21 protein-coding genes and 5 pseudogenes are annotated in these 22,170 nt (G+C 71.4%); 4 read left to right on the forward strand and 22 right to left on the reverse strand.

What is annotated here, in order from left to right; genetic code table 11:
• Window positions 1-162: 162 nt before the first annotated feature.
• The 5 genes and pseudogenes from ACWCPF_RS42685 to ACWCPF_RS42705 form a co-directional block, all read right to left on the reverse strand.
• Complete coding sequence (locus ACWCPF_RS42685) at window positions 163-444, reverse strand: hypothetical protein (RefSeq protein ID WP_451050570.1); 282 nt, start codon at window positions 442-444, stop codon at window positions 163-165.
• Between the two features lie 137 nt (window positions 445-581).
• Window positions 582-701 (reverse strand): annotated as a pseudogene (locus ACWCPF_RS42690) (recombinase family protein); the annotation flags it as partial.
• A gap of 466 nt (window positions 702-1,167) precedes the next feature.
• Window positions 1,168-1,629, reverse strand: a pseudogene (locus ACWCPF_RS42695) (PP2C family protein-serine/threonine phosphatase); the annotation flags it as partial.
• Between the two features lie 271 nt (window positions 1,630-1,900).
• A complete protein-coding gene (locus ACWCPF_RS42700; RefSeq protein WP_451050544.1) occupies window positions 1,901-2,746 on the reverse strand; it encodes an SDR family oxidoreductase in 846 nt (281 codons plus the stop codon).
• A 101-nt stretch (window positions 2,747-2,847) separates the two neighbouring features.
• Window positions 2,848-3,627 (reverse strand): SDR family NAD(P)-dependent oxidoreductase, encoded by a 780-nt coding sequence (locus ACWCPF_RS42705; RefSeq protein WP_451050545.1) that lies wholly within the window; start codon window positions 3,625-3,627, stop codon window positions 2,848-2,850.
• Window positions 3,628-3,795: 168 nt separating this feature from the next.
• Here ACWCPF_RS42705 and ACWCPF_RS42710 point away from each other — a divergent pair, with 168 nt between their 5' ends.
• The gene (locus ACWCPF_RS42710; RefSeq protein ID WP_451050546.1) at window positions 3,796-4,677 is read left to right on the forward strand and encodes a helix-turn-helix transcriptional regulator; all 882 of its coding nucleotides are present in this window, start codon (window positions 3,796-3,798) and stop codon (window positions 4,675-4,677) included.
• A 79-nt stretch (window positions 4,678-4,756) separates the two neighbouring features.
• On the opposite strand, the pseudogene ACWCPF_RS42715 reads toward ACWCPF_RS42710, so the two are convergent.
• A pseudogene (locus ACWCPF_RS42715) lies at window positions 4,757-5,008 on the reverse strand (ISAzo13 family transposase); the annotation flags it as partial.
• A gap of 38 nt (window positions 5,009-5,046) precedes the next feature.
• Between ACWCPF_RS42715 and ACWCPF_RS42720 the strand changes: the two are divergent.
• Window positions 5,047-5,231, forward strand: a pseudogene (locus ACWCPF_RS42720) (IS5/IS1182 family transposase); the annotation flags it as partial.
• Window positions 5,232-5,243: 12 nt separating this feature from the next.
• Here the strand turns inward: ACWCPF_RS42720 and ACWCPF_RS42725 are convergent.
• Window positions 5,244-5,552: an AAA family ATPase gene (locus tag ACWCPF_RS42725; RefSeq protein ID WP_451050547.1), complete on the reverse strand. Its 309-nt coding sequence runs from the start codon at window positions 5,550-5,552 to the stop codon at window positions 5,244-5,246.
• Window positions 5,553-6,000: 448 nt separating this feature from the next.
• Between ACWCPF_RS42725 and ACWCPF_RS42730 the strand changes: the two are divergent.
• Window positions 6,001-6,514, forward strand: a pseudogene (locus ACWCPF_RS42730) (transposase); the annotation flags it as partial.
• On the opposite strand, the gene ACWCPF_RS42735 reads toward ACWCPF_RS42730, so the two are convergent.
• Together ACWCPF_RS42735 and ACWCPF_RS42740 are read right to left on the reverse strand one after the other, a co-directional pair.
• A complete protein-coding gene (locus ACWCPF_RS42735) occupies window positions 6,514-7,791 on the reverse strand; it encodes a YhgE/Pip domain-containing protein (RefSeq protein ID WP_451050548.1) in 1,278 nt (425 codons plus the stop codon). The pseudogene ACWCPF_RS42730 and the gene ACWCPF_RS42735 overlap by 1 nt on opposite strands.
• A gap of 294 nt (window positions 7,792-8,085) precedes the next feature.
• Window positions 8,086-8,664, reverse strand: a complete 579-nt coding sequence (locus tag ACWCPF_RS42740) for a PadR family transcriptional regulator (RefSeq protein ID WP_451050549.1) — start codon at window positions 8,662-8,664, stop codon at window positions 8,086-8,088.
• Between the two features lie 127 nt (window positions 8,665-8,791).
• Between ACWCPF_RS42740 and ACWCPF_RS42745 the strand changes: the two genes are divergently transcribed.
• Window positions 8,792-9,187 (forward strand): nuclear transport factor 2 family protein, encoded by a 396-nt coding sequence (locus ACWCPF_RS42745; protein WP_451050569.1) that lies wholly within the window; start codon window positions 8,792-8,794, stop codon window positions 9,185-9,187.
• Window positions 9,188-9,230: 43 nt separating this feature from the next.
• Here the strand turns inward: ACWCPF_RS42745 and ACWCPF_RS42750 are convergent, their stop codons facing one another.
• The 13 genes from ACWCPF_RS42750 to ACWCPF_RS42810 all read right to left on the reverse strand — a co-directional run bounded on the left by ACWCPF_RS42750 (window position 9,231) and on the right by ACWCPF_RS42810 (window position 22,003).
• Window positions 9,231-9,443: a hypothetical protein gene (locus ACWCPF_RS42750; RefSeq protein ID WP_451050550.1), complete on the reverse strand. Its 213-nt coding sequence runs from the start codon at window positions 9,441-9,443 to the stop codon at window positions 9,231-9,233.
• Window positions 9,444-9,498: 55 nt separating this feature from the next.
• Window positions 9,499-10,476, reverse strand: coding sequence for a sugar kinase (locus ACWCPF_RS42755; RefSeq protein ID WP_451050551.1), 978 nt, complete (start codon window positions 10,474-10,476; stop codon window positions 9,499-9,501).
• Window positions 10,477-10,486: 10 nt separating this feature from the next.
• Window positions 10,487-11,392 carry an SMP-30/gluconolactonase/LRE family protein gene (locus tag ACWCPF_RS42760; protein ID WP_451050552.1) on the reverse strand — a complete coding sequence of 302 codons (906 nt, stop codon included), beginning with the start codon at window positions 11,390-11,392 and terminating at the stop codon, window positions 10,487-10,489.
• On the reverse strand, window positions 11,389-12,024 hold the full coding sequence (locus ACWCPF_RS42765) for a bifunctional 4-hydroxy-2-oxoglutarate aldolase/2-dehydro-3-deoxy-phosphogluconate aldolase (protein WP_451050553.1): 636 nt from the start codon (window positions 12,022-12,024) through the stop codon (window positions 11,389-11,391). The genes ACWCPF_RS42760 and ACWCPF_RS42765 overlap by 4 nt, the downstream gene beginning before the upstream one ends.
• Before the next feature lie 39 nt (window positions 12,025-12,063).
• Window positions 12,064-12,861 (reverse strand): hypothetical protein, encoded by a 798-nt coding sequence (locus ACWCPF_RS42770; RefSeq protein ID WP_451050554.1) that lies wholly within the window; start codon window positions 12,859-12,861, stop codon window positions 12,064-12,066.
• A complete protein-coding gene (gene dgoD / locus ACWCPF_RS42775) occupies window positions 12,855-14,000 on the reverse strand; it encodes a galactonate dehydratase (protein ID WP_451050555.1) in 1,146 nt (381 codons plus the stop codon). The genes ACWCPF_RS42770 and dgoD overlap by 7 nt, the downstream gene beginning before the upstream one ends.
• On the reverse strand, window positions 13,997-14,758 hold the full coding sequence (locus tag ACWCPF_RS42780) for a FadR/GntR family transcriptional regulator (RefSeq protein ID WP_451050556.1): 762 nt from the start codon (window positions 14,756-14,758) through the stop codon (window positions 13,997-13,999). The genes dgoD and ACWCPF_RS42780 overlap by 4 nt, the downstream gene beginning before the upstream one ends.
• Before the next feature lie 49 nt (window positions 14,759-14,807).
• Window positions 14,808-15,566: an SDR family NAD(P)-dependent oxidoreductase gene (locus ACWCPF_RS42785; RefSeq protein WP_451050557.1), complete on the reverse strand. Its 759-nt coding sequence runs from the start codon at window positions 15,564-15,566 to the stop codon at window positions 14,808-14,810.
• A 94-nt stretch (window positions 15,567-15,660) separates the two neighbouring features.
• Window positions 15,661-17,790: an alpha-galactosidase gene (locus ACWCPF_RS42790; protein ID WP_451050558.1), complete on the reverse strand. Its 2,130-nt coding sequence runs from the start codon at window positions 17,788-17,790 to the stop codon at window positions 15,661-15,663.
• Window positions 17,787-18,713, reverse strand: a complete 927-nt coding sequence (locus tag ACWCPF_RS42795) for a carbohydrate ABC transporter permease (protein WP_451050559.1) — start codon at window positions 18,711-18,713, stop codon at window positions 17,787-17,789. The genes ACWCPF_RS42790 and ACWCPF_RS42795 overlap by 4 nt, the downstream gene beginning before the upstream one ends.
• On the reverse strand, window positions 18,713-19,609 hold the full coding sequence (locus ACWCPF_RS42800) for a carbohydrate ABC transporter permease (RefSeq protein ID WP_451050560.1): 897 nt from the start codon (window positions 19,607-19,609) through the stop codon (window positions 18,713-18,715). Before ACWCPF_RS42800 ends, ACWCPF_RS42795 begins: the two co-directional genes overlap by 1 nt.
• 2 nt (window positions 19,610-19,611) lie before the next feature.
• Window positions 19,612-20,904 (reverse strand): ABC transporter substrate-binding protein, encoded by a 1,293-nt coding sequence (locus ACWCPF_RS42805; RefSeq protein WP_451050561.1) that lies wholly within the window; start codon window positions 20,902-20,904, stop codon window positions 19,612-19,614.
• A gap of 286 nt (window positions 20,905-21,190) precedes the next feature.
• Window positions 21,191-22,003 (reverse strand): mandelate racemase/muconate lactonizing enzyme family protein, encoded by an 813-nt coding sequence (locus ACWCPF_RS42810; protein ID WP_451050562.1) that lies wholly within the window; start codon window positions 22,001-22,003, stop codon window positions 21,191-21,193.
• Between the last annotated feature and the right edge of the window lie 167 nt (window positions 22,004-22,170).

A 22,170-nucleotide genomic window follows, 5' to 3' on the forward strand; every position in this document is an offset into this window, starting at 1 on the left:
TCCCACTCTGCATTCGTCAGATCCCCACGGCCCATACAGCCAGCCTGGCCCCCAACATCCCACTCACGTCAGGAGATCCGAGAAACAGCGCCTAGACCCGGTCGGCGACAACACCATCCTCATCACCCGCGGCCACAGCCAGTAGCACGCAGGAGAAGGGCTCTACGGCATCTCGGCGTTCGGGTGGGGCTGGGCCGGGAGCCTCTCGCGCAGGTCGATCTCCTCAGGGGTGAGGGGGTCCTCGGGCCAGCGGATGTGGATGGGCTTGGGCCGCAGCGGCAGGCCGTCGTCGATTGCGGCTTCCTCGGCTTCGGCGAGTGCCCGGTAGAGGGAGGCGACCGAGGGGTTCTTGCCCGCGTTCCTCCCGGTCTTGATGGTGAGCTTCTTCGCGATGTCGGGTACGGGGACACCCTTGTCCTTGAGGGCGATGGCGAAGGTGAGCATGTCGTCGTCGATGACCTTCGGGCGTCCGCCGTGGTTGCCCTTGGCCCGCTGCGGTGACCTGGCCTTCGAGGGTCTTTCAGCGCGAGCGCCGCCTCCAGCTCCGGCCGGACCTTCACGCGGGTGTTGATCTGCTCCTTGAACACCTTGTGGCAGTCCGTGCGTTGGAGGGCTTCGAGCTGGCTCGCAAGCTCCTGCCGGGCGGTCGAGGTACGGGCGTACCCGATCCGGACCGACCACTCCGTGCAGGGCGCAGGCACGATCGCGAGCGCGGGGACGAGGGACGAAGCGCCGGGTGTGGTACTTCGCGACGGTCTTCCCGCCCCGGGCGCGGCAGGCGCGTCACAGTTCGGGCAGTTGTGACGCTCTACTCGACCACCGGCTACCGGGCCCAGCCGTCGGCACGCGCCCGGCCGCCGGCAGAGTGCTTACGTATTCGTACGTGGCGGGCGACTCACCTTCGGTGATGTCTTCGTAGGAGATATCTGCAGCCGCCAGCTCCGCGTATTCCTTGGGGGCCGGTTCTCCACCAGCTTGATGAACACGCTCATACCTTGACGATAGACCTCGCGGTTTTCTCGCGTGACATGCCAGAGTCACGGCCAACGGCCGGACTACGGTCGGGCGGCATCGGCTCATTGCGGGTCTTCGAAGCCAGTGGGGTCGCCGCCGACGCGCGCCCACGGGCTGCCTTGCTGCGAGATGCTCGGCCAGGGCGTTCGGCCGTCCGCCAGGGTTCGGGGGCAGGGTGTGGGAGAGGGAGCGCGCCACCGCCCGAACCCCTTCCTCGGCGTGCTCGATGCGGTTGACCCAGGTGATGAGTTGCTCCTCGCCGAACTGCTTGCCGCGGACATCGTGCTCCTCGATCAGGCCGTCGGTGAAGCACAGCACGCGGTCGCCGACCTGGAGCGTCTGCTCGCTGAGCTGGGGCTCGTCGCCGCCGAAGCCGACCGGCAAGGTGATGGGGCTGCGAAGTTGCCGGACGACCTGGTGGTTGCGAATCAGCAGCGGCGCGGGGTGGCCGGCGTTGACCCATTGCAGGTGGCCTGTCGCGACGTTCAGGCGCATCATTCGTGCGGTGACGAAGTGCTCGGGCCCGAACTGCCCGGCGATGGCCCGGTCCATGAACGCATAGATCCCGGACAGTCCGACGTCGGTGCGTCGGGCGTGCCGGTAGGCGCCGATGGCGCCTGGGCGTGGGGCGGACCACCCAGCCGGGGGCCGACTGTGGTGGAGGGCCGGGCAGATCCGCTCCTCCCGGCGCGCGTGGAGCCGGGCCCGTCCACGGTCTGCCCGTCCGGCAGCGTCAGCGTGACTTCGGCCGGCGAGGGTCCAACCGCCTGCCGGTCACCGTGCGGGCTGGTTACCTGCCGGGCCCCTGGTGCCAGCTCTTGCGCCGAGGAACGCAGCGCTGCCCGGTCCCGGCCTGCCAATAGGTGGCTCTGGCGTGGGGTGGTGTTCAGTCGTTGGCGTCGTCGTATGCCAGGTCGGCGCCGAGTTGGCGGGAGGCCTGGGCCTGGGCGAGGAGTTCCCTGGCCTTGGCTTCGACGCCTTCGATGGCGTCGGCTCCGGCGACGAAGCGCAGCAGTGGTTTCTCCTGGTCGGCGATGGTCAGCAGGGCGCGGGCGAGCTTGGCGGGGTCGCCGCTCTGCTGTCCGTTCATGCTCTTCCAGGCCGCGATGGTTGCCGTGGTGCGCTCGGCGTAGTCGTCGATGGTCGGCTCGGGCCAGGTGGTGGAGGCGTCCACGAGCAGTTCGGTGCGGAAGAAGCCGGGTTCCACGACCGTGGTGTGGATGCCGTAGGGCTCGACGTCGTAGCGCAGCGACTCCATCCAGCCCTCCACGCCGAACTTGGAGGCGGCATACGCGACGCAGAATTCCTGGCCGATCAGGCCGGCGGAGGAGGAGATGGTGATCACGTGCCCGGCTCGCTGCTTGCGCAGGACGGGCAGGACGGCGCGGGTGACGTTCATGGGTCCGAAGAGGTTGGTCTCGATCTGCCGGCGCATCTGCGCGGGGGTGATCTCCTCGAAGTATCCGGCGTAGAAGTTGCCGGCGTTGTTGATGAGGACGTCGATGCGGCCGAAGCGGTCGACGGCGGCCTGTGCGGCGGCCTCGGCGTCCTTTGGGCTGGTGACGTCCAGCTTGGTGACCAGCAGGTTGTCCTGGGGTCCGCCCAGGGTTTTCTCGGCCTGGCCGGGGCGGCGGCCGGTGGCGACGACCTGGTGGCCGGCGGCGAGGGCCGCGCGGACGATGTCCGTGCCCAGACCGCGTCCGGCACCGGTGACGAGAATGACCTTGCTCATGGGGGCTTCCTTTCAGGTGCCGTGATCGGGCACCCGGTGTTGTGCGGTGCTGCTGCGTGGCGTCCCGGCCGGTGGGCGAGCCGGGAGTGAGGGGAGACTGTTCAGGCTTGGTCGGTGGGCATGATCCACAGTTCGCCGATGGAGGCGTGGCGGGGCCGGGTGACCATGTAGGCGACGCCGTCGGCGATGTCGCCGGGGGCGAGGACCTCGGTCTGCTCGTAAAAGGCGCCGATCGCTTCGCGGACCTCGGGCTTGTGGTTGTTGTGCGAGCCGAGCTCGGTGTCCACACCGCCCGGTTCGAGGACACCGACGCGGACGTGCCGCTGGGTGACCTCCTGGCGCAGGGACTCGGTGAACCCGTTCACACCGAACTTGGTGAGGTTGTAGACGCCGTATCCGTTCCATGCCACACGGCCCGCGATCGAGCTGATGTTGACGATGTCGGCGACCCGACGTGGTCCCTCGTCGGCGGCCTTGAGCAGGTGAGGGAGGGCTGCACGGGTGGTGTGGAGCAGGCCCTGTACGTTGACGGCGATCATCCGCTCCCACTCCTCGGCGTCCGCGCCGAGGACCGGGCCCAGGAGCATCAGGCCGGCGTTGTTGACGAGGGTGTCCAGTCGTCCGAAGTGCTCGACGCACCGCTGTACGCAGGCTTCGGCCTGGGCGCGGTCGGTGATGTCGGCTTCCACCGCCAGGGCTGTGCCGCCCGCCTTCTCGATCTCGGCGGCGAGGTTGTCCAGCCGGTCCTTGCGGCGGGCCACGAGCGCTACGCAGGCGCCGTGCTCGGCCAGCCGACGGGCGGTGGCGGCACCGATACCGCTGCTCGCGCCGGTGACGAGAGCGACGGTACCGGTCAGATTCGATGCGGTCGGGGGAGCCATGGAGGTGTCCTGTTCTCTGGCCGGGGTTCGTGGTGCGGTGGGCCCGTAATCCAGGCAACCACCTGCCGACCCCGCCTGGGCCGCCGAAAAGGGCACCCCTGCACCGGGGGTCCCGCAGTACCCCTTTCCGCGCAGCTGGCGGCCCGCGACCGGCCGTACGGTGGATTAATGGACCGCAGCACCGAGATCCGCGAGTTCCTGCGTACCCGCCGGGCCCGGGTCACCCCCGAACAGGCCGGCCTCGTCCCGCAGCCGGGCGCCCGCCGGGTCCCGGGGCTGCGGCGCGAGGAAGTCGCCCAGCTCGCCGGGGTCAGCGTCGACTACTACATCCGCCTGGAGCGAGGCCGCGTCCAAGGCGTGTCCCACGCCGTCCTGGAGGCCGTGGCCCGTGCCCTGCACCTGGACGACACCGAACGCGCCCACCTCTTCGATCTCGCCCGGCCCACCGAGACCCGGGCCCGCCGCAGGCGACCGCTGACCCCGCAACGGGTGCGCCCCGTCCTGTACCGGGCGCTGGACTCACTCGGCACCCCCGCGATCGTTCTGGGACGACGTATGGACGTCCTGGCCGCCAACCGGCTCGGCTACGCCCTCTTCACCGACTTCCAGGACCGCCCCCACCGCGAGCGCAACTTCGCCCTCTACGTCTTCCTCGACGAGAGCGCCCACGCCCTGTACGCCGACTACTGGGAGACGGCCGCCGGCGACTGCGTGGCCACGCTGCGCCTGTACGCCGGACGCCACCCCGACGATCCCCAACTCACCGAACTCATAGGTGAGTTGTCCGTACGGAGCGAGGTCTTCCGCCGGATGTGGGCCGACCATGACGTCCTCGCCCACACCACCGGCACCAAGAGCCTCCATCACCCGCTGGTCGGCGACCTGACCCTCGACTACGTCGTGTTGGCCGTCGAGGGCGACCCCGACCAGAACCTCACCATCCTCACCCCCGAACCCGCCTCACCCTCCGCAGACGCCCTCGACATCCTCGCCAGTTGGACCCACACGTCCGACGGTCAGTCGAGCGAGGGGACCATGCGGAGAGGCTGAGCCAGGACGCCGGCCAGCCATCGCCAGGCCATCCCGTTGGTGGGGGTCGACACACTTCCGCCCCGGAACGGTCGCCGACGACGCGTTTGTGGCCGGCGCCGGGTCGTCGGATGCGTCCCAACGGAGCCTGGCCGGAGTCGAGTTCCCGCACTCCACCAGAGACAGTGGCCTCACGGACACCGGCGGCACGGGCGACTGCTCGGATCCCGCCGTGGCCGACGGAGTGGGCCTTCGCCCCTATTGACAGGCGCCCCTGCCGCTCGTCGAGGTGCGGCAGAATCGCCTCGAACTTGGCTGCCAGTACGGCCCGTTGCCCCTCCAACCCGCTCATGCCAGATCAACGCACCACCCGCACGAAAGCCACGAGTCAACGCACTGATTCGCGGCGTGCACGGCATCACCGAACGTGCGAACGCCCTGCTGAAGGTCTCCTTCAAGGCCAGGCCCTGCGTAGAATCAGCTTCGACCCGGCCGCCATCACCCGGATCGCCCGGGCCGCCCTCGTCCTGCTCCAGCTCGAACACGGCCGCACCGCCCGAACATCGATCACATAACGTCACGAGACGTTACCGAGAAGGGTTCATGGCGTCCTGGCGCTCGTTGCGATCGGAACGACGCCACAGGCCGTGGTCGAGGACGACGGAGTGGCCGGCGCGCAGGTGCTCCGCGAGCTGCGTGCGTGCGGTTTCCACCGCGGAGGCCTCGCGTTCGAAGTAGGTGTGTTCGGGGTAGTCGACGCCGTACCGTCCGTGAAGGCGACGGACCTCCTCGTCCACGCTGAGGCGGACGAGGCCGCCGTCGGCGAGGGCCTGGGCCAGGTGGGTCTTGCCGGAGCCGGTGATCCCGATGAGCAGGACGGCGGTCGGCTCGCTCACGATGTTTTGCTCTCATGTGGTACTCGTGCTGGTGGGGCAATCGTGGCGCACTCGCTGTTCCATCGGGGGGGGGCTTGTCGCAGGGCGGCGGGGTGCCAGTGGGCGTGGATGCTGCGGGCCTCGTGCGCCCAGCCGTCGGGAACGGAGCCGAGGTGGACGCGGCGGAAGGTGAGGCGCGGGTCGGCGATGTCGATCCGGCCGGGGTGAGCAGCCACATGTTCCAGCGGCCGGGTCGCCCGGTCGCGGACCGTGGGCCTGCTTGCTCCAGTTGCCGCTGGTGAAGCGGGCGACCGACGGGGCCGGTCGCCTGGGACCCTGCGCGCGCCACTTGAAGTGATAGACGCACCCCAGGCGGCCGGGCCAGGCGGGTGCGCGCTGCTAGCAGGGCTTGGTCAGGTTCGTTTGTCGGTGGCGTGTTCGGTTGAGGGGCTGTGTCGTTGACCGGTCTGTGACACCTGGGGAGTCGGATGAAGGCCGGTGCCGTCTGGAGGACTTCCCGGCGGATGTGTTCAAGTCGTTCGCGCGGGCGGATCAGCGTCGGTGGGGCGGGGTGTATCTGCGGGGACGACTGCTGGACGGCCGGTGGAAATCGGTGGAGCCGATGGCGGCCCGGCTGGGTGCGGACGGCAACCGCCGGGCCCTGGCCCACTTCATCACCACGAGTCCGTGGGATCCGGCACACGTGCGAGCCCGACGCGCGTGGAAGATGGCCGCGGCGATCAAACCGGAGCCGGGATCCCGCCAAGGTGACCCGCCGCGAACGGTGCGGCATCCCGCCGGAAGTGGGCCATGTCGAGAAGTGGCAACTGGCCCTGGACATGATCGACGAGACCCGGTCCTGGGGCGTCGACGTCCCCCTCGCCGAGGCCGACGGCGGCTACGGCGACACCGCAGCCTTCCGGCTCGGCCTTCAGACACGCGGGCTGCACTACGTCGTGGGCAGCTCGAGCACCCTCACTGCTCAGGCGGGCTGTGGGGTGAGGCGTTTGTGGCCCTTGCGGTCGTAGTACGTGGTCATCGCGAAGCCGAAGAGCAGCGCGAGGGCCACGCCGATCCCGATCATGGTCCAGGCGCGGGCGAGGCCCGCGTCGCCCCGCGCGTCGAAGTAGAGGATCGCGCGGACGCCGTCGCTGAGCTGGCGCATGGGCTCGAAGTGGGACAGGAAGTCGTAGAAGCCGGGGACCGCCTGGAGCGGGACGGTGGCGCCCGAGGACGGCAGTCCCAGGACGATGAAGACGAACATGGACACCAACTGGCCGATCCCGCCGAACGCGGCGTTGATGGCCTGGACGCCGAGGCCGACGGCGAGGGACGCGCAGTAGGAGTAGATCCACAGCAGCGGGATGCGGGTCGCGTCCATGCCGAGCATGCTCACGCAGGCGAGCATCACGAGGGAGACGCTGATGAGCGTGATGCCCGCCGTCATGGCCATCTTCAGCAGCAGGGTCTGGGTGCGGTTGATCGGGACCGTCGGCAGTCGGGTGTGCCAGGGGCCGATCTCGTTGTCGGCGTAGCCGAGGGCGGTGTCCACGCCGTTGCTGATGACGTTGCCGCCCATGAATCCGGCCAGGACGAGCAGCAGGGTGTAGTAGAACGCGGTCAGTCCCAGTCCGCTGTGGCTGCCGAGGGGGTGGCCGACCTGGGTGGTGACGGCGACCGGGTCGGCGAGCAGCAGCTTCGTCCGGGAGTCGGCCCTGGTCGCCGCCGTGAGCTGCTTGCCGACGGCCTGCGAGGCCTGGTGGGCGGCCGGCATGGTGATCTGGCTCGCCAGGGAGGACCCGAGGCTGCCCTTGCCCGGGTTGGTGAGCACGGTGATGACCGGACGCTCGGTGGCCCTGGCCGTGGTGAGCGCGGCGACGGAGTCAGTGAAGTCGGAGGGGATCACCAGGGCGCCGTATACCTTGCCGGAGTCCAGTTCGTCCTGAGCCTGCGCCCGGGTGAGCATGCGCCACTCGGCCTTGCCGCCGACGGTGTTGGCGGCAATGGCCGCGCTGATCTGCGTGCCCAGGTTCTGCTGCTGACCGGGCAACGGCCTGCCCGTGTCCGCGTTGACGAGCGCGATCGGCAGATCGTGCAGGTCGCGCTGCGGGTTGACGATGCCGCCCATATAGAGGAGGGACAGCAGCAGGGCGAGCAGCGCGGTGAGGATCGTGGGCGCCAGCCACAGCTTGGGGCGGCGCAGCAGTGCGCCGGCGCGTGCCTGTGGGCCGGTGCCGGGAGGCGTGGCGTCGGAGGTCATGGTTCTCCGGTGTGTTCTGGGACGCGGCGGGCGGGGGTCCGCACGCGGACTCCTCGTTACGCGCTTGCGCGCGCCTTCTCGTACAGGACGGGGTCGTGGGCGCTGACGATGGTGAGGTCAGTATCTGCGCGCCGGTACAGCTCGGCGAGGCGGGCGCGCTTCTCGCGGACCTTGCTTCGTGCTCCGTCGCGCCCCGTTCCTCGTCGAGATCGCCGGTGGCTGCGGCCTCGCCGGGCCCCCGTTGCTGCACAGGGGCAAGCGGGCAAGCGGTCAAGCCGTCAAGCCGTCGAGCCGTCAGGCTCGTCCGCCGCTGGAGGCGGAGGCGCGCTGTTCCAGGCGCTTCAGGGCCGTCTCCCCCCAGCGGAGGTCGTCCCTCTCGAAGGCGATGCCGCGCATCAGGGTGAGGTAGGGGCCGATGGGCTCGCCGTCGGCGAAGTACTCGTCCTCCGTGCGCCCGTTCAGCAGGCGCTGCTGCAGACGCGTGTAACGGGCCAGCTTGGCCGTGGCCCACTCCATGCGTTCGGCGATGGCGGACCGCACGGCTTCGATGTCGCCGACGTCGACGCTCTGGACCTTGACCATCAGCTCGTCCCTGATGGCCGTCGGCCTGCCCGGCGGCTCGGCGGTGTAGGACCGCACCGCCTCCAGTCCGGCCTCCGTGAGGGAGAACAGCCGCTTGTTGGGGCGGCGCTCCTGTTCCACGACGCGGGCCGTGATGAGCCCGTCGGCCTCCATGCGCTCCAGTTCCCGGTAGAGCTGCTGGGGGGTGGCCATCCAGAAGTTGGCGACATAGGCGTCGAACCCCTTCGAGAGGTCGTACCCGGACGCCTCGCCCTGCAAGAGGGCGGCCATCACCGCGTGACGTAGAGCCATGACGCCAACCTAGCATCAGGTTGATTAGTCAATAAAGTGACTAGAGGATGGACATCCTAGCCTCCCTGCTCCTAATCTGCGATGCGCCTGCATCTATTCAATTCGTTGACTATGAGAGGTGGATCCTGTGCACCCCTTCCGCAAGGCCGTCGAAGCGGGCGACAAGGAGGCCATCGCCGCCCTGTTGGCCGAGAACGTCGTCTTCACCAGCCCCGTCGCCTTCAAGCCGTATCCCGGCAAGGCGATCACCGCGGCGATCCTGAACGCCGTCTCGGAGGTCTTCGAGGACTTCACCTACATCCGGGAGATCGCGAATCCGGACGGCCGTGACCACGCCTTGGTCTTCACCGCCACCGTGAACGGCAAGCAACTCACCGGCTGCGACTTCCTCCACTTCGACGAGGAGGGAAAGATCGACGACTTCATGGTGATGGTCCGCCCGCTCTCGGGCGCGAACGCGCTCGCCGCGGCGATGGGCGCGAAGTTCGACGAGATCGCGCGCGAGGCCGGCGACCATGGGTGACGACGCCGTCGTGTGTCGGTGATCATCACTGGGTACGGTCCGGTCATGCCGCGCCTGGTGGAAGTTCCTGGCGGTCGGTCAGGTCGCCGTGCACGATGTCCACGAGTGGGTTCGTCGCCGGCGCGGAGCCGGGCGGCACGATGCGGTCGACGAGGACCAGTCGGGTGATCGGTGCGCCGCGCAACGTCGGCCGCTGCAGTGCGCCGGTGAGCCGACGGCCCAGGAAACCGAACGCGCCCGTGATCACGACCCTCACGTGTCTTCTCCTCGCGCGCCCGGGGCGGCGACGGCGGACTACGCCTTCGCAGGCATCAGTCGATCACGGCGGCCCGCCAGGTCTCCTCGTCGGCGTCCAGGAGCGCCTCGACGAGGGCGGGGTCGGGCAGGGGGCCGTGGTCGGCGGCGACCCGCAGGGCCGAGGCCGCGGTGAGATGGCCCAGCCGCAGGGCGCGGTCCACGGGCAGTTGCCGCAGCAGGCCGCTGAGGAAGCCGGCGGCGAACGCGTCGCCGGCGCCGACGGGTTCGGCGACGCGCACGGTCAGGGCGGGCACGCTGTGGGCGACGGCCCCCACGAAGGCGGTGGCGGCGCGGTCCCCGTCCTTCACCACGAGCATGTGCGGGGCGGACAGCAGGGCGCGGACCTGTCCCGCGTCGGTGATCTGATCCCCCCAGAGGGCCTGGGCCTCGTCCAGGCCGACGAGGACGATGTCGGCCCGGTGCGCGAGATCCCGCAGTACGTCGGCGGCAGCGCGGCCGGTCCACAGGGCGGGGCGGTGGTTGACGTCGAAGCTGACGGGCCACGGGCGGTCGGGGCGCAGCGCGCGTTCGACGAGGGCGCGGCAGCCGGGCGACAGGGCGGGGGTGATGCCGCTGAGGTGGACGAGCGCGGCGCCCGTCACCGCCGGGTCGTCGAGCACGTCGGCGGTGAGAGCCGAGGCGGCGGATCCGGCGCGATGGTAGTGGACGCGGGTGCCGTGCGCGCCCGGGTCCTTGAGCAGCAGTCCGGTGGGCCGCTCCGGGTCGGTGCGGACGCCGCTGACGTCGACGCCGCCCGCGGCGATCCGGGCGCGGACGCGGCGGCCGAACGGGTCGTCGCCGACTGCGGAGACCCAGCGGGCGGGGATGCCGTGGTCGGCGAGGTAGAGGGCGACGTTCGACTCGGCGCCCGCGACGTCGACGCGCAGCAGGTCGGCGTCGTCCAACGGCCCCAGGGGGTCGGGGGCAAGGGCGGCCATGGTCTCGCCGATGCAGACCACGGGGCCGGGGCGCAGTGGCCGGGGGGTGCTCATGGTGGGCTTCCTAGGGTGTGTCGGCGCGGTCCGCCGGGCCGGGGGCGGAGGGGACCGCCGGGCGGTACGGGGCCGCCGGGGCGCCGGGGACGTCCACCCGGACGGCGAGGACGGCGCCGTCGAGGGGGCCGGGGGCGGCCAGGCCGATGTGCGCGCTGGTGACGAGGAGCGTCCGGCCGTCGGGGCCGCCGAGGCAGAGTCCCGCGGGCTGCCCGGCGGGCAGGTCGACGACCTGATCGAGGCTCCCGTCGGGACGGTAGCGGTGGACCTGCCCGGCGCCCCAGACGGCGGTCCACAGGCCGCCCTCGATGTCGGTGGTCATGCCGTCGGGGCTGCCCGTGCCGAGGGTGACGAAGGGTTCGGGGGCGCCGAGGTCGCCGGTCACGGGGTCGACCGGGTAGCGGCGGATGACACCGCGGGCGCTGTCGGCGAGGTACATGACGGTGCCGTCGGCGGTGAAGGCCGGGCCGTTGGGGATCGTGACGTCCCGCAGGACGCGCGTGACGCGGCCGTCGCGGTCCAGGCGGTAGAGGGAGCCCGCGTCCTCGGTCGCCTCGTACGCCATGCTGCCCGCCCAGAAGCGGCCGTGCGGGTCGGCGACGCCGTCGTTCATCCGCATCGGTACGGGTGCGTCGTCCTCGGGACGTGCGATCCAGTCGACGTGGCCCGCCGGGTCGATGCGGCAGATGCCGGTGCCCGCCGCCGCGACCCAGTGGCCGGGGGAGCCCTCCACCGGGGCCACGGCGCCCAGCGGGCAGGGCAGTCGGGTGATCGGGGCGAGCGGCGCGTCCGGCCCGTCGGGCAGGGCGAGCAGCCGGCCGGTGAGGATGTCGGTCAGCACGGCGCGGCCGTCCGTCCAGCGGATGCCCTCGCCGAGTTCGAGGCGGTCGGTTCCCAGGACCGCGGGGGCGGTCACGGGCGGTCCTGCGGGCGGACGATGTCCAGAAAGGCGCGGGCGCGCTCGCGCAGGGCGGTGAGGTCGCCGCCGTCGGCCGCGTCGCCGATCAGGGGCGATCCCACGCCGACGGCGATGGCCCCCTCGCGCAGGTAGGCGGCGGCCGCCGCCGCGTCGACTCCGCCGACGGGCACGAACGGCAGGTCCGGGAAGGGGCCGCGCAGGTCCCGCAGATAACCGGGACCGCCGGCGCTGCCCGCGGGGAAGATCTTGAGGGCGTCGGCGCCGAGCCGCACCGCCTGGAGGATGTCGGTGGGCGTCATCACCCCGGCGAGCACGGGCAGTCCGAGTTCACGCCCGGTGGCGATGCCGTCGCTGACCGCGGGGGAGACGAGGAACGCGGCCCCGGCCTTCTGGGCGGCGTGGGCGTCGTCGGGGCTGAGCACGGTTCCGGCGCCGAGCATCGCGTCGGGGCCGAGCGCGGCGCGGGCCCGCGCGATGACGTCGAGCGCGTCGCGCCCGGAGAGGGAGACCTCGATGAGGGGGACGCCCTCCTGGGCGAGGGTGAGCACGGTGGTCAGCGCGGCGTCCGGGTCGCTGCCGCGGACGATGGCGAGCAGTCGGTGGGCGCGCAGCGCGGCGAGCAGGTTCATCCGAGATCCCTTCTGGTGATGGGGGTTCAGGTGATGGGTTCAGGCGTGGCGGGTCGCGGTGACGGTGAGCCGCCAGGAGACCTCGCCGCCCGGTGGCACGACGGCGGTGTCGCCTTCGTCGGCCACGGCGCGGTCGAAGACGCGGCCGAGCATCGGTTCGACGCCGATCGAGCGGTAGGGCGCGTCCTGGGGGAAGCCGCCGAGGTTGCGCCACAGCGCGACCGCGACGGGCTGCCCGTCGGCCTCGACGGACAGGTGCAGCGTGTCCGCGCCGTCGCGCACCGCCACCCGGGAGGTGAGGACGACCGCGCCGACGGCGCTTCCGTCGTCCGGTCCGAGCCGGTCCAGCGGTACGCCCTCGACGCTCGGCCAGGTGCCCGTGACCCAGCGGTCGCCCTCGTCCGGGTAGAGCCGGGTAACGGCCGGTCCGGCGATGTCGATCCGGGCGGCGGGGGAGAGGTCCAGCAGTGCGTGGGCGGCCCACACGAAGCGGTAGCCGGGCTCGGCGGCGAGCGTGTAGTCGGCGACGACGGCGTCCCCCTGCTCGGCGATGCGCCGGGTCAGGCGGAAGTCCGGGCACTGCACGACGTCCGCCTCACCCGCCCTGTGCCAGGGCCGCGACCAGGCGTCCCCGTGGTCGGGCAGCCCGCGCACGGTGGGCACGCACTCCTCCAGCCCGCCGGCGTCGGCGAACGGGTCACCGGGCCGGACCACCGGGCGGCGGGGCTCGTCGCGGTGCCACAGCCACTCGCGGCCGCCCGCGGTCAGCGACGTCCAGCGTCCGCCGTGGTCCGGGTCGGTGACGACGCGCACGGGCAGCCGCGTCACGCTCACCATTCGGCGAAGGAGCCGTCGGCGTGCCGCCAGACGGGGTTGCGCCAGGCATGGCCGGACCGGTCGGCGGCGCGGACCGCGTCCTCGTCCACGGCGATACCGAGTCCGGGCAGTGCGGTGCGGTGCGCCTGGCCGTCGACGAAGCGGAACGGCTCGGTGTCCACCAGGTAGGACAGCAGGTCGGCGTCCTTGTTGTAGTGGATGCCCCGGCTCTGCTCCTGGATCAGGAAGTTGGGCGTGGCGAAGGCGACCTGGAGGCTCGCGGCCAGCGCGATGGGACCGAGCGGGCAGTGCGGCGCCAGATGCGCCCCGAACGTCTCGGCGAGCGACGCGATCCGGGTGACCTCCGAGATCCCGCCGGCGTGCGACAGGTCCGGCTGGGCCACGGCCACGCCCGCGGTCAGCACCGGGAGGAAGTCGGCGCGCCCGTAGAGCCGTTCGCCGGTGGCCACCGGCACGGACGAGGCGGCGACCAGCCCGGGCAGCAGATGTGCCTGTTCGGGCAGGACGGGCTCCTCCACGAACAGCGGGTGCAGCGGGGCTATCTCATGCAGCACGCGGCGCGCGTTGGCGGCGCTGAAGCGGCCGTGGAAGTCGACGGCGACGTCCCGGTGCGGGCCCAGCGCCTCGCGGGCGGCCGCCACGCGCTCGACGACGGCCGCCGTCTCGGCGGGGCTGCCGATCGGCGGAGTGCGCCCGGCGGCGTTCATCTTGACGGCCGTGAAGCCCGCCTCCACCTGGGCGGTGATCTCCTCCGTGAGCCGCTTCGGTTCGTCGCCGCCGACCCACGCGTACACCCGGACGCTGTCGCGGACCGGGCCGCCGAGCAGCGTGTGCACCGGCACCCCGAGGGAGCGGCCCGCGATGTCCCACAGGGCCTGGTCGATGCCGGCGACGGCGCTGGACAGGACCGGGCCGCCGCGGTAGAAGCCGCCCTTGCTCAGCACCTGCCAGTGGTCCTGGATGCGCAGCGGATCCTGTCCGATCAGGTACTCCGCCAGCACCTCGACGGCCGACCTGACCACCTCGGCCCGGCCCTCCACCACCGGCTCGCCCCAGCCGACGACGCCGTCGTCGGTCTCGATGCGGCAGAACAGCCAACGGGGCGGGACGAGGAAGGTCTCGACGCGCGCGATCTTCACTGTGACTGGCCGTCCTTCTTCTCGGCGGAATCGTCCGCGCCCTGGGGCCCGGACGCGACGCTGAGCTTGTCGAGGTCGCGCGTGGCCTGGTCGAGCAGGGCGCGCATGGCATGTTCGGCGGCGTCCGGATCCCGGTCGCGCACGGCGTCGAGGACGGCTCGGTGGCTGGGCACCGGGTCCTCGCTGTGGGGGGCGCTGTGCACGAGCCGGTCACGTTGGGCCAGGCCCGACTCGATGACCATCTCCATGCGTTCCAGCAGTTCGTTGTGGGTGGCGGCGAGCAGCGCCCGGTGGAAGGCGAGGTCGGCCTCCACGGCGTCGCTCGCGCCGCCGTGCTGGCCCATCGCGGTCAGCGCCGCCTCCAGCGCTTCCAGGTCGGCGTCGGTGCGGCGGGCCGCGGCCAGCCGCACGGCGGCGGGTTCGATGATGCCGCGGACCTCGCCGAGGTTGCGCAGCAGCGCGGGCTCGGCGCCGGTGGCGGTGCTCTCGGAGAACTGCCAGCGCAGCACGTCGGCGTCGAGCAGATTCCAGTCCGAGCGGGGCCGGACGAACGTGCCGCGCTTCTGCCGGGCGTCGACCATGCCCTTGGCCGCGAGCACCTTGAGCGATTCGCGCAGGGCCGTCAGGCTGACGTCCAGCTCGCTCTGCAGGGCCGCCATGTCGAGCGTCGCTCCCTCGGGGATCTCGCCGCTGAGCACCCGGCGGGCGAGGGTCTCCACCGTCTGGCCGTGCACCCCGCGGCCTGCGTATGGCGTCATGTGTGTGCCTTTCTTGCTGGTAGGTCGATGGCTGGAGCGGTCGGCCCCGTCATGCGGAGTCCTTGGCGACGCTCCAGCCGCCGTCCACGAGCAGGCTCGATCCGGTGATGTAGGAGGCTTCCCCGGCGGCGAGGAAGGCGACGGCGGCGGCGACCTCCTCGGGGGTGCCGAAGCGGCGCGCCGCGGTTCCGGCGGCACTCAGCTCGCGATCGGCCGGCGGGACCCGGTCCCAGGCCGCGGTCAGGATCGGTCCCGGCAGCACGGCGTTGACGCGGACCTCGGGACCGTACTCGACGGCGAGCTGACCGCACAGCGACAGCAGCGCCCCCTTGCTCGCCGCGTACGCCGGATGGCCGGGGATCCCCCGGTGGGCGTGCACGGAGGAGACGAGGACCACGGCCCCGTGGTGCGCACGCAGGTCGGGCAGCGTCGCCCTGACCCCCAGGAAGGCGCCGGTGAGGTTGACCGAGAGCTGCCGCTCCCAGGAGGCGAGGCTGGTCTCGTGGGCCGGGGCGACCGCCACCGTGTAGGCGTTGCTGACCAGGACGCCCACCGGCCCGAAGGTGTGGGCGGCGGTCATCACCTGCTGCCAGTCGTCCTCGCTCGCGACGTCGGCGGCGACGAAGAGGGCCCGGGCCCCGTCCTTGCGCAGCCGTTCGGCCGTCTCCTCGCCGCGTTCGGCGGCGATGTCGACCAGGACGACGGCCGCGCCCTCCGCGGCGAGGCGTGCCGCGGTGGCCGCGCCGATGCCCGACGCGGCGCCGGTGACGACGGCGACACGGTTGGTGAAACGGGCGGCTGCGTTCATGGGGTGGATCTTCTCCTGTTCGAGAGGGAGGCGGGGTGCAGTTGTTCGGGAGCCGATGCGGGAGTCGAGTGGGGTGCAGATTCTTCCGCTGTCGTCACTTCCGGGCCAGAACGGTCAGCTCCGCATCGTGTCCGGCCGTCCAGGCGAACGGCAGTCCCGAATGGAGCAGGTACGCGCCGCTGTAGCGGGCGCCGGTGGCGGCGTCCGTGTACACGGCGTCCGGCGGCAGACCGCGCAGCCGCAGCCGGGCGGCCCGGCCGGGCACCAGCGGCGCGCCGTCGAGCATGCCGGTGTTCCAGGCCGTCACCACCAGGCGGGCGCCAGGGTCCGCTCCGCCTTCCCCCGGCTCCGTGTACTGGATGCCGCAGGTCGGGTCGGCGGGGCTGCCGAGCAGACTGACCTCGCCGTGGTGCACGATGTCGCGGATCTCCTTGTAGCGGGCGATCCACTCGGCGGCCTCGGCACGCTGCTGCGGCGTCCAGTGCCGTATGTCGGCGCCGATGCCGAGAACTCCGGCGATGGAGTTGACGAACCGGAAGGCGAGGGAGCGGGGCCGCGGGTCGAAGACGCCGGGGGCGTCGGTGACCCAGGAACTCATGGTGTGCGGGGCGTGCGCGTGGAGATAGCCGTACTGGATGCGCAGCCGGTCCATCGGCGCGGTGTTGTCGCTGGGCCACACCACGTCCGTGCGGGCGAGGGTGGCGTGCTCGACGCGGCCGCCGCCGCCGGCGCAGCCCTCGACGGTGACGTGCGGGTGGGCGGTGCGCAGATGGTCCAGGACGCGCAGGTAGCCGGCGACATGGGCGGCGTCGAGGTCCTGGAGCTCGGGGTCGGGTCCGGCCGGGTGTCCGGGCCGGCCGCGCTCGGTGGGCGGCCGGTTCATGTCCCACTTCAGGTAGCTGATGGCGTGGGAGCCGAGGAGCCGGTCGAGGGTGCCGATGACGAATTCCTGGACGTCCGCACGGCCGAGGTCGAGCAGCAGCTGGTTGCGGACGAGCGTCGCGGGCCGGCCCTCGATCCGGTACACCCATTCGGGGTGCTCGGCGTAGAGCCGGGAGCGGGGGCTGATGCCCTCGGGCTCCACCCACAGGCCGAAGTCCATCCCGAGGGCGCGGACGTCCTCGACGAACCGGTCGAACCCGCCGGGGAACTCGGCCGGGTCCGGGTCCCAGTCGCCGAGGCCGCCGGTGTCGTCGGGGCGTCCGACGAACCAGCCGTCGTCGACGACGAAGAGTTCGGCGCCCAGCTCCGCGGCCGCCTTGGCGAGCTCCAGCTGTCCGGCGGCGTCGACATCGAAGCCGGTCGCCTCCCACGAGTTGTAGAGGACCTTGCGCGGACGGTCGATGCGCTCGCCGCTGAGCCGGCGCTCGTAGCGGTGCCAGACGCGGGCCAGGCCGTCGAGCCCGTCCGGGCTGAACGCGCAGGCCAGCCGGGGCGTGACGAGGGTGGCGCCGGGGGAGAGGCGGACCGCGCCCTCGTGCGGCACCCGGCCGGCGCGCACCCGCACGGCGCCGCCGGGCTCGGCGTCGGCGGTGATCCGCCAGTTGCCGGACCACTCCAGGGCGATGCCGTAGGTGGGCGTGGCGCCCTCGGCGGGGGAGGCGGCGTCCTGGATCGCGAGCCAGGGGTGGTACGCGTGCCCGGCCGAGCCCTGGGTGCTCTCCATCTCGAACCGGCCGCGTTCCAGCTCCACATGCTTCAGCTGGAACTCCTGCGACCACTGGCCGGACAGATACGTCAGCCGCGCGCCGCCCTGCACGGGGACGTTGACGGCGGCGGAGTCGAAGCGCTCCAGCCGCACCTCCTCCGTACCGGTGCAGGTGAGCTCCGTCCAGCGCAGGACGACGTCGGTGCCGGGCACCGTCTCGTAGCACAGCGTGGTGCGCAGGCCGAGCAGCTCGTCGGCGAACTCCAGCCGCAGCGCCCGGTCGCCGTCCTGCGTGGCGCCGGTGAACCACCACCAGCTGCCGCGGTCGCCGCCGGGGCGGGCCGCGATCAGATCGGCACCGGTGAACGGCCGCAGCCCGTACGGGATGTACTCGGCCGGAGCGGCGTCGGCGGGGACGATGAAGTGGGTGCGCCGCGACCAGTCCAGGGGCGACGGCCCGTCCTCGGCGCCGTGCGGCCCCCAGGCCGCGAGCTCGGCCCAGCGGCCGTCGCCGCCGAGGGTGACGGCGTAGATGGTGGTGTCGGTGCGCAGCAGCCACCGGTCGGGCGGGGTCACTTGACGGCTCCGAGGTTCAGTCCGGCCACGAAGTAGCGCTGGAAGCGGAGGAAGACGGCCACCGTCGGCGCCGCGGCGATCACCGAGCCGGCCGCGATCACGTTCCACATGGACACGTACTGGCCCTGCAGTCCGAGGAGGGAGGCGGTGATCGGCATCTGGCTGTCGGTGCGCAGCACCGTGATGGCCCACAGCAGATCGTTGAAGATCCAGGTGAACGACAGCGCGGTCAGCGCGGCCAGCGCCGGGCGGGCCAGCGGCAGGATGATCCGCCAGTAGATCTGCCACGGGTTCGCGCCGTCGATGACGGCGGCCTGCTGGATCTCACCGGGGATCGCCCTCATGAAACCGTGCAGGACGAACACGTAGAAGCCGACGCCGAAGCCGACCTGCACGCCGATCAGGGCGTACAACTGGTCGTAGATGCCCAGCACTTCACTGAGCTTGGAGACCGGGATCAGCAGGATCTGCGGGGGCAGCAGGTTGCCGCCGAGCATGAGCAGCAGCAGGCTGCGCCGGAAGGGCAGGTCGTAGCGGCTGAGCGCGAACGCCGCCATGGAGGCGAGGCCGAGCGAGAGCAGCACCGTGGGAATGGTGACGTACAGACTGTTGATGAGGGCTTGCTGCTGGCCGCCGTCCACCCACGCCTGGCGGAAGCCGTCGAAGGTGAAGGAGTGCGGCCAGCTGCCGACGCCGTGCGCGGCGATGTCGTCGAACGTCCGGGTGCTGGTGACCAGCACGAGGGCGATCGGCAGCAGCCACACCAAGGACAGCAGGCCCGCGGTGAGGTGGAAGCCGGTGGTGCGCAGGGCGCGGCCGCTCACCAGGGGGCGGCGGGGCGCGGCGGCCTTGCCGGGGCCGGTCCGGCCCGTGGGGCCCCCGGCGTCCTTGTCGACGTGCGCGGTCGCGTCGGTGGCGGTCATCAGTCGGCCTCCCGGAAGGCGCGCACGAGGTAGCTCGCGATGACGCCGAAGGCCAGCACGAAGATGACGACGGCGAGCGCGGAACCGTATCCCAGCCGCAGCGACTGGAACGCGGTGGAGTACATGTAGGTGCTGAGCAGTTCGGAGGAGTGGTACGGGCCGCCGCGGGTGAGCGCCCACACCACGTCGAACGAGCGCAGCGAGTCGATGACGATCACCGACAGGACGACCGCGTTGACGCTGCGCAGCTGCGGCAGGGTGATGTGCCGGAACTGCTGCAGGCGGGTCGCGCCGTCGACCTTCGCCGCCTCGTACAGCACCGGGTCGATGCCCTTGAGGCCGGCCAGGTACAGCACCATCACATAGCCGACCTGGCGCCACAGCGCGGGCACGATGACCGCGTACAGGGCGGTGTCCTGGTCGGCCAGCCAGGCGTGCGTCCAGCTGTCGAGGCCGACGCCCTCCAGCACGTTGTTGATCAGGCCGTCCGGCTGGTACATGGCCTGCCACACCAGCGCGGTCGCCACCAGGGAGAAGACCACCGGCAGGAAGAGCGCCGCCCGGTAGAACGCGATGCCGCGCCGCTCCTGTTGGAGCAGCAGCGCGGCACCGAGCCCGAGCGCGGCGGAGAGCCCGCCGAAGAGCAGCAGCCACACCACCGTGTCGATCGCGGCGGTGCGGAAGACCTCGTCGTGCAGCATCTCGCTGTAGTTGTCGAGGCCGACGAACTCCGGGGACCCCAGCCCGTCCCAGGAGGTCAGGGAGAGGTAGAAGCCCTGGAGGGCGGGCCAGAAGACCCAGAACGCCTCGGCGAGCAGCGGGACGAGCACGAAGGCCAGGACCACCGAGGGCACTCGGGTGGCCCTGGACCTTCGGGTGGAGCTGATCAGCGCCATGTTCACTGGCTCCAGATCTTCTGGGCGCTGCGCTGCCACGTGGTGAGGATGGAGCCGATCTCCTTGGGCTTGGCCAGGTAGTGCACCAGCGCGGTGTCGGCGGTCGGCTGGAGGGCGTCGCTGGAGTCCCGGTTGAAGAACTGGGTCAGATCGACGGCGCTCTCGATGAGCTTGCGCCCCTTGAGGACCAGCGGGGTGCCGGCGTCCTTGGCGTCGGGGTGCGTGGGCAGCGTGGTCCCGGAGCCGCTCTTGAGGTAGAGCTCCTGCGACTCGGCGGTGGCCAGGTAGAGCAGCAGTTCCTTGACGCCGTCGGCGCGCTTGGTGCGGGCGCTGGCGAAGAAGCCGTCGGTGGGCGCCTCCTCGGCGACCGGCACCTTCGGGTCGATGATGGGGAACTGGAAGAAGTCCAGGTCGCCCAGGGCGTCCTTGGGAGCGGCGTCGGCGAAGAAGGTGCCGATGAGCATCATGCCGGTACGGCCCTGGAGGAGCGCGGTGGTGGCGTCCTGGAAGGGGATGGCCGTGCCGTCGGGGTCGAAGTACGGGCGGGCCTCGTCCCACTTGTCGAAGACCTTGCGGACCTCGGGGTCGTCGAAGCGGTGCTTGCCCGCGAGGAGGTCGCGGTGGTAAGTCGCGCCGTTGACGCGGATGTTGAGGTAGTCGAACCAGGAGGAGGCGACCCAGGGCGTGTCGCCGCCGGCGCCGATGCCGATCGGGGCGACGCCCTTGCTCTTGAGCTTGTCGCACAGGTCGAGGAACTCGTCCCAGGTCTTGGGCTCCTGGACGCCCCACTTGGCGAAGTTCGACTTCCGGTAGAACATGCCCCACCAGTAGTAGCTGGTGGGCACGAAGACCTTCTTGCCCATGGAGGACGAGGTGCACAGCTTCTTCAACGCGTCGGAGTAGCCGGCGAGTTCGGGCTTCGTCCATATGTCGTCGAGGTCGAGGAGCAGGTCCTTCTTGGCGTACGACTCGGCCACGGAGCCGGGGTACCAGCTGTAGACGTCCGGCGGGTTGGCCGAGGTGAGGTAGGTCGGCAGCTGGGTGCGGAAGGTCTCCGACGCGACGGTGTTGAGCTGGGCGTCGGCCCCGCCGCGCTTGTCGAAGGCGGCGACGATCGCCTGCATCGCGGTCTTGGCCTGCGGGGAGGAGAGGTTGGACTGCAGGGTCACCGGGCCGCCGGACTTTCCTCCGGAGGCGGACGGGCTCGAGGTGACGCAGCCGCTGAGCAGCGCGCCGGCGCCGACTGCGCCTGTTCCTACGAGGAATCTGCGGCGGGTGGCGTTGAAGGCGGTCATCTGTGCACTCCTATGTGCGGAACGGAGCTGAGGGCCCCTGACGGCCCGGCTCCGGTGCGGCAGATAGAGCCTGTCGCAGGGGTCCGGGCAGCGTCAAGATTAATTACTAATTTATTATCTGGAGGGCGTGTCCGAGTCGGACAAGCCGGACAAGGCTGTGAAGCCGCTGAGGTCTCCCGAGAGTTGATGTGCTCTGGGCGCACCGCTCGGTCGTGCCGGGCGTCGGTGCCACGGCGGAAACTGTGCCGAGACCCCTCAAGACTGTCAATATTAATTGCTAATTAACTTAAAAATGGGATCTCGTGGTGACGTCGGCATCGCCGCCGGACGGGTCCGCCAAGCCGGAGATCCCCAGGCCAGGCGCGTCGGGCAGCACGACCGCGGCGCCTCGGTACCGCATGCCGCCGACGACGGCGGGACGCCAGAGCCACCACACCGCGTCGAGGTCGCTGACCAGCGTGGTCCCGTAGGCGGCCACCAGACTGGCCGCGGCGCCGGTGCCGATCTCACTCTCCAGCATGCAGCCGACGATCGTGCCCATGCCCTGGGCTCGCGCCAGTTCGAGGAGGGTGCGGGCGGCGCTGAGTCCGCCGCTCTTCGCCAGCTTGACGTTGACCAGGTCCGCCGCGCGCCGGCGGATCACCTCCACCAGGTCACGCACGTCGAACACGGACTCGTCCGCCATGATCGGCGTCTCGACGCGGTCGCTCACCCACGCCAGGCCCTCCACATCCCGGTAGGCGACCGGCTGTTCGACGAACTCCACCCCCGTGCCCGCGTCCTCCAGCGCGCGGATGACCCGTACCGCCTCGCGGGGCGTCCACCCCTGGTTGGCGTCGAGACGGATCCTCACCTCGGGACCGACCGCCCGGCGCACCGCCGTCACACGGCCGACGTCCGTGGCCGCGTCCGTGCCGACCTTGACCTTCAACACGTCGAAGCCGTCCGCGGCGCGGCTCCTCGCCGCCGCGGCCAGACCGTCCACCGTGCCCGCCGCGAGGCTCACGTCGGTGGGCACCACCAGCCGGGAGCCGCCCAGCAGCCGGACCAGCGGGACCCCGAGGCGGACCGCCGCGAGATCGTGCAGCGCGATGTCCATCTTGCTTTCGGGCAGGGTGCCCGGTCCTTCAGGGCCGGGGTGGATGCCCGCTCCCGCGGAGCGGGGCAGGGGCAGCCGGATCGCCGTCAGGGCGATCCGGTGTTCTCGTCCAGGATGTGGAGGGTGGCTGCGGACAGGTGGCGGTGACGGGGAGTGAATGACCCGGT

Source organism: Streptomyces sp. NPDC001858 (genome assembly GCF_053594615.1).

What these genes read in the sequence shown, in the direction of transcription:
- ACWCPF_RS42795 (WP_451050559.1), bottom strand. Translation starts at nt 18,713, where the DNA reads ATGACCGCCACCGACGCGACCGCGCACGTCGACAAGGACGCCGGGGGC.
- ACWCPF_RS42685 (WP_451050570.1), bottom strand. Translation starts at nt 444, where the DNA reads ATGCTCACCTTCGCCATCGCCCTCAAGGACAAGGGTGTCCCCGTACCC.
- ACWCPF_RS42710 (WP_451050546.1), top strand. Translation starts at nt 3,796, where the DNA reads ATGGACCGCAGCACCGAGATCCGCGAGTTCCTGCGTACCCGCCGGGCC.
- ACWCPF_RS42770 (WP_451050554.1), bottom strand. Translation starts at nt 12,861, where the DNA reads ATGGTGAGCGTGACGCGGCTGCCCGTGCGCGTCGTCACCGACCCGGAC.
- ACWCPF_RS42735 (WP_451050548.1), bottom strand. Translation starts at nt 7,791, where the DNA reads ATGACCTCCGACGCCACGCCTCCCGGCACCGGCCCACAGGCACGCGCC.
- ACWCPF_RS42765 (WP_451050553.1), bottom strand. Translation starts at nt 12,024, where the DNA reads ATGAACCTGCTCGCCGCGCTGCGCGCCCACCGACTGCTCGCCATCGTC.
- ACWCPF_RS42780 (WP_451050556.1), bottom strand. Translation starts at nt 14,758, where the DNA reads ATGACGCCATACGCAGGCCGCGGGGTGCACGGCCAGACGGTGGAGACC.
- ACWCPF_RS42705 (WP_451050545.1), bottom strand. Translation starts at nt 3,627, where the DNA reads ATGGCTCCCCCGACCGCATCGAATCTGACCGGTACCGTCGCTCTCGTC.
- ACWCPF_RS42785 (WP_451050557.1), bottom strand. Translation starts at nt 15,566, where the DNA reads ATGAACGCAGCCGCCCGTTTCACCAACCGTGTCGCCGTCGTCACCGGC.
- ACWCPF_RS42700 (WP_451050544.1), bottom strand. Translation starts at nt 2,746, where the DNA reads ATGAGCAAGGTCATTCTCGTCACCGGTGCCGGACGCGGTCTGGGCACG.
- ACWCPF_RS42755 (WP_451050551.1), bottom strand. Translation starts at nt 10,476, where the DNA reads ATGAGCACCCCCCGGCCACTGCGCCCCGGCCCCGTGGTCTGCATCGGC.
- ACWCPF_RS42810 (WP_451050562.1), bottom strand. Translation starts at nt 22,003, where the DNA reads ATGGACATCGCGCTGCACGATCTCGCGGCGGTCCGCCTCGGGGTCCCG.
- ACWCPF_RS42800 (WP_451050560.1), bottom strand. Translation starts at nt 19,609, where the DNA reads ATGGCGCTGATCAGCTCCACCCGAAGGTCCAGGGCCACCCGAGTGCCC.
- ACWCPF_RS42805 (WP_451050561.1), bottom strand. Translation starts at nt 20,904, where the DNA reads ATGACCGCCTTCAACGCCACCCGCCGCAGATTCCTCGTAGGAACAGGC.
- ACWCPF_RS42740 (WP_451050549.1), bottom strand. Translation starts at nt 8,664, where the DNA reads ATGGCTCTACGTCACGCGGTGATGGCCGCCCTCTTGCAGGGCGAGGCG.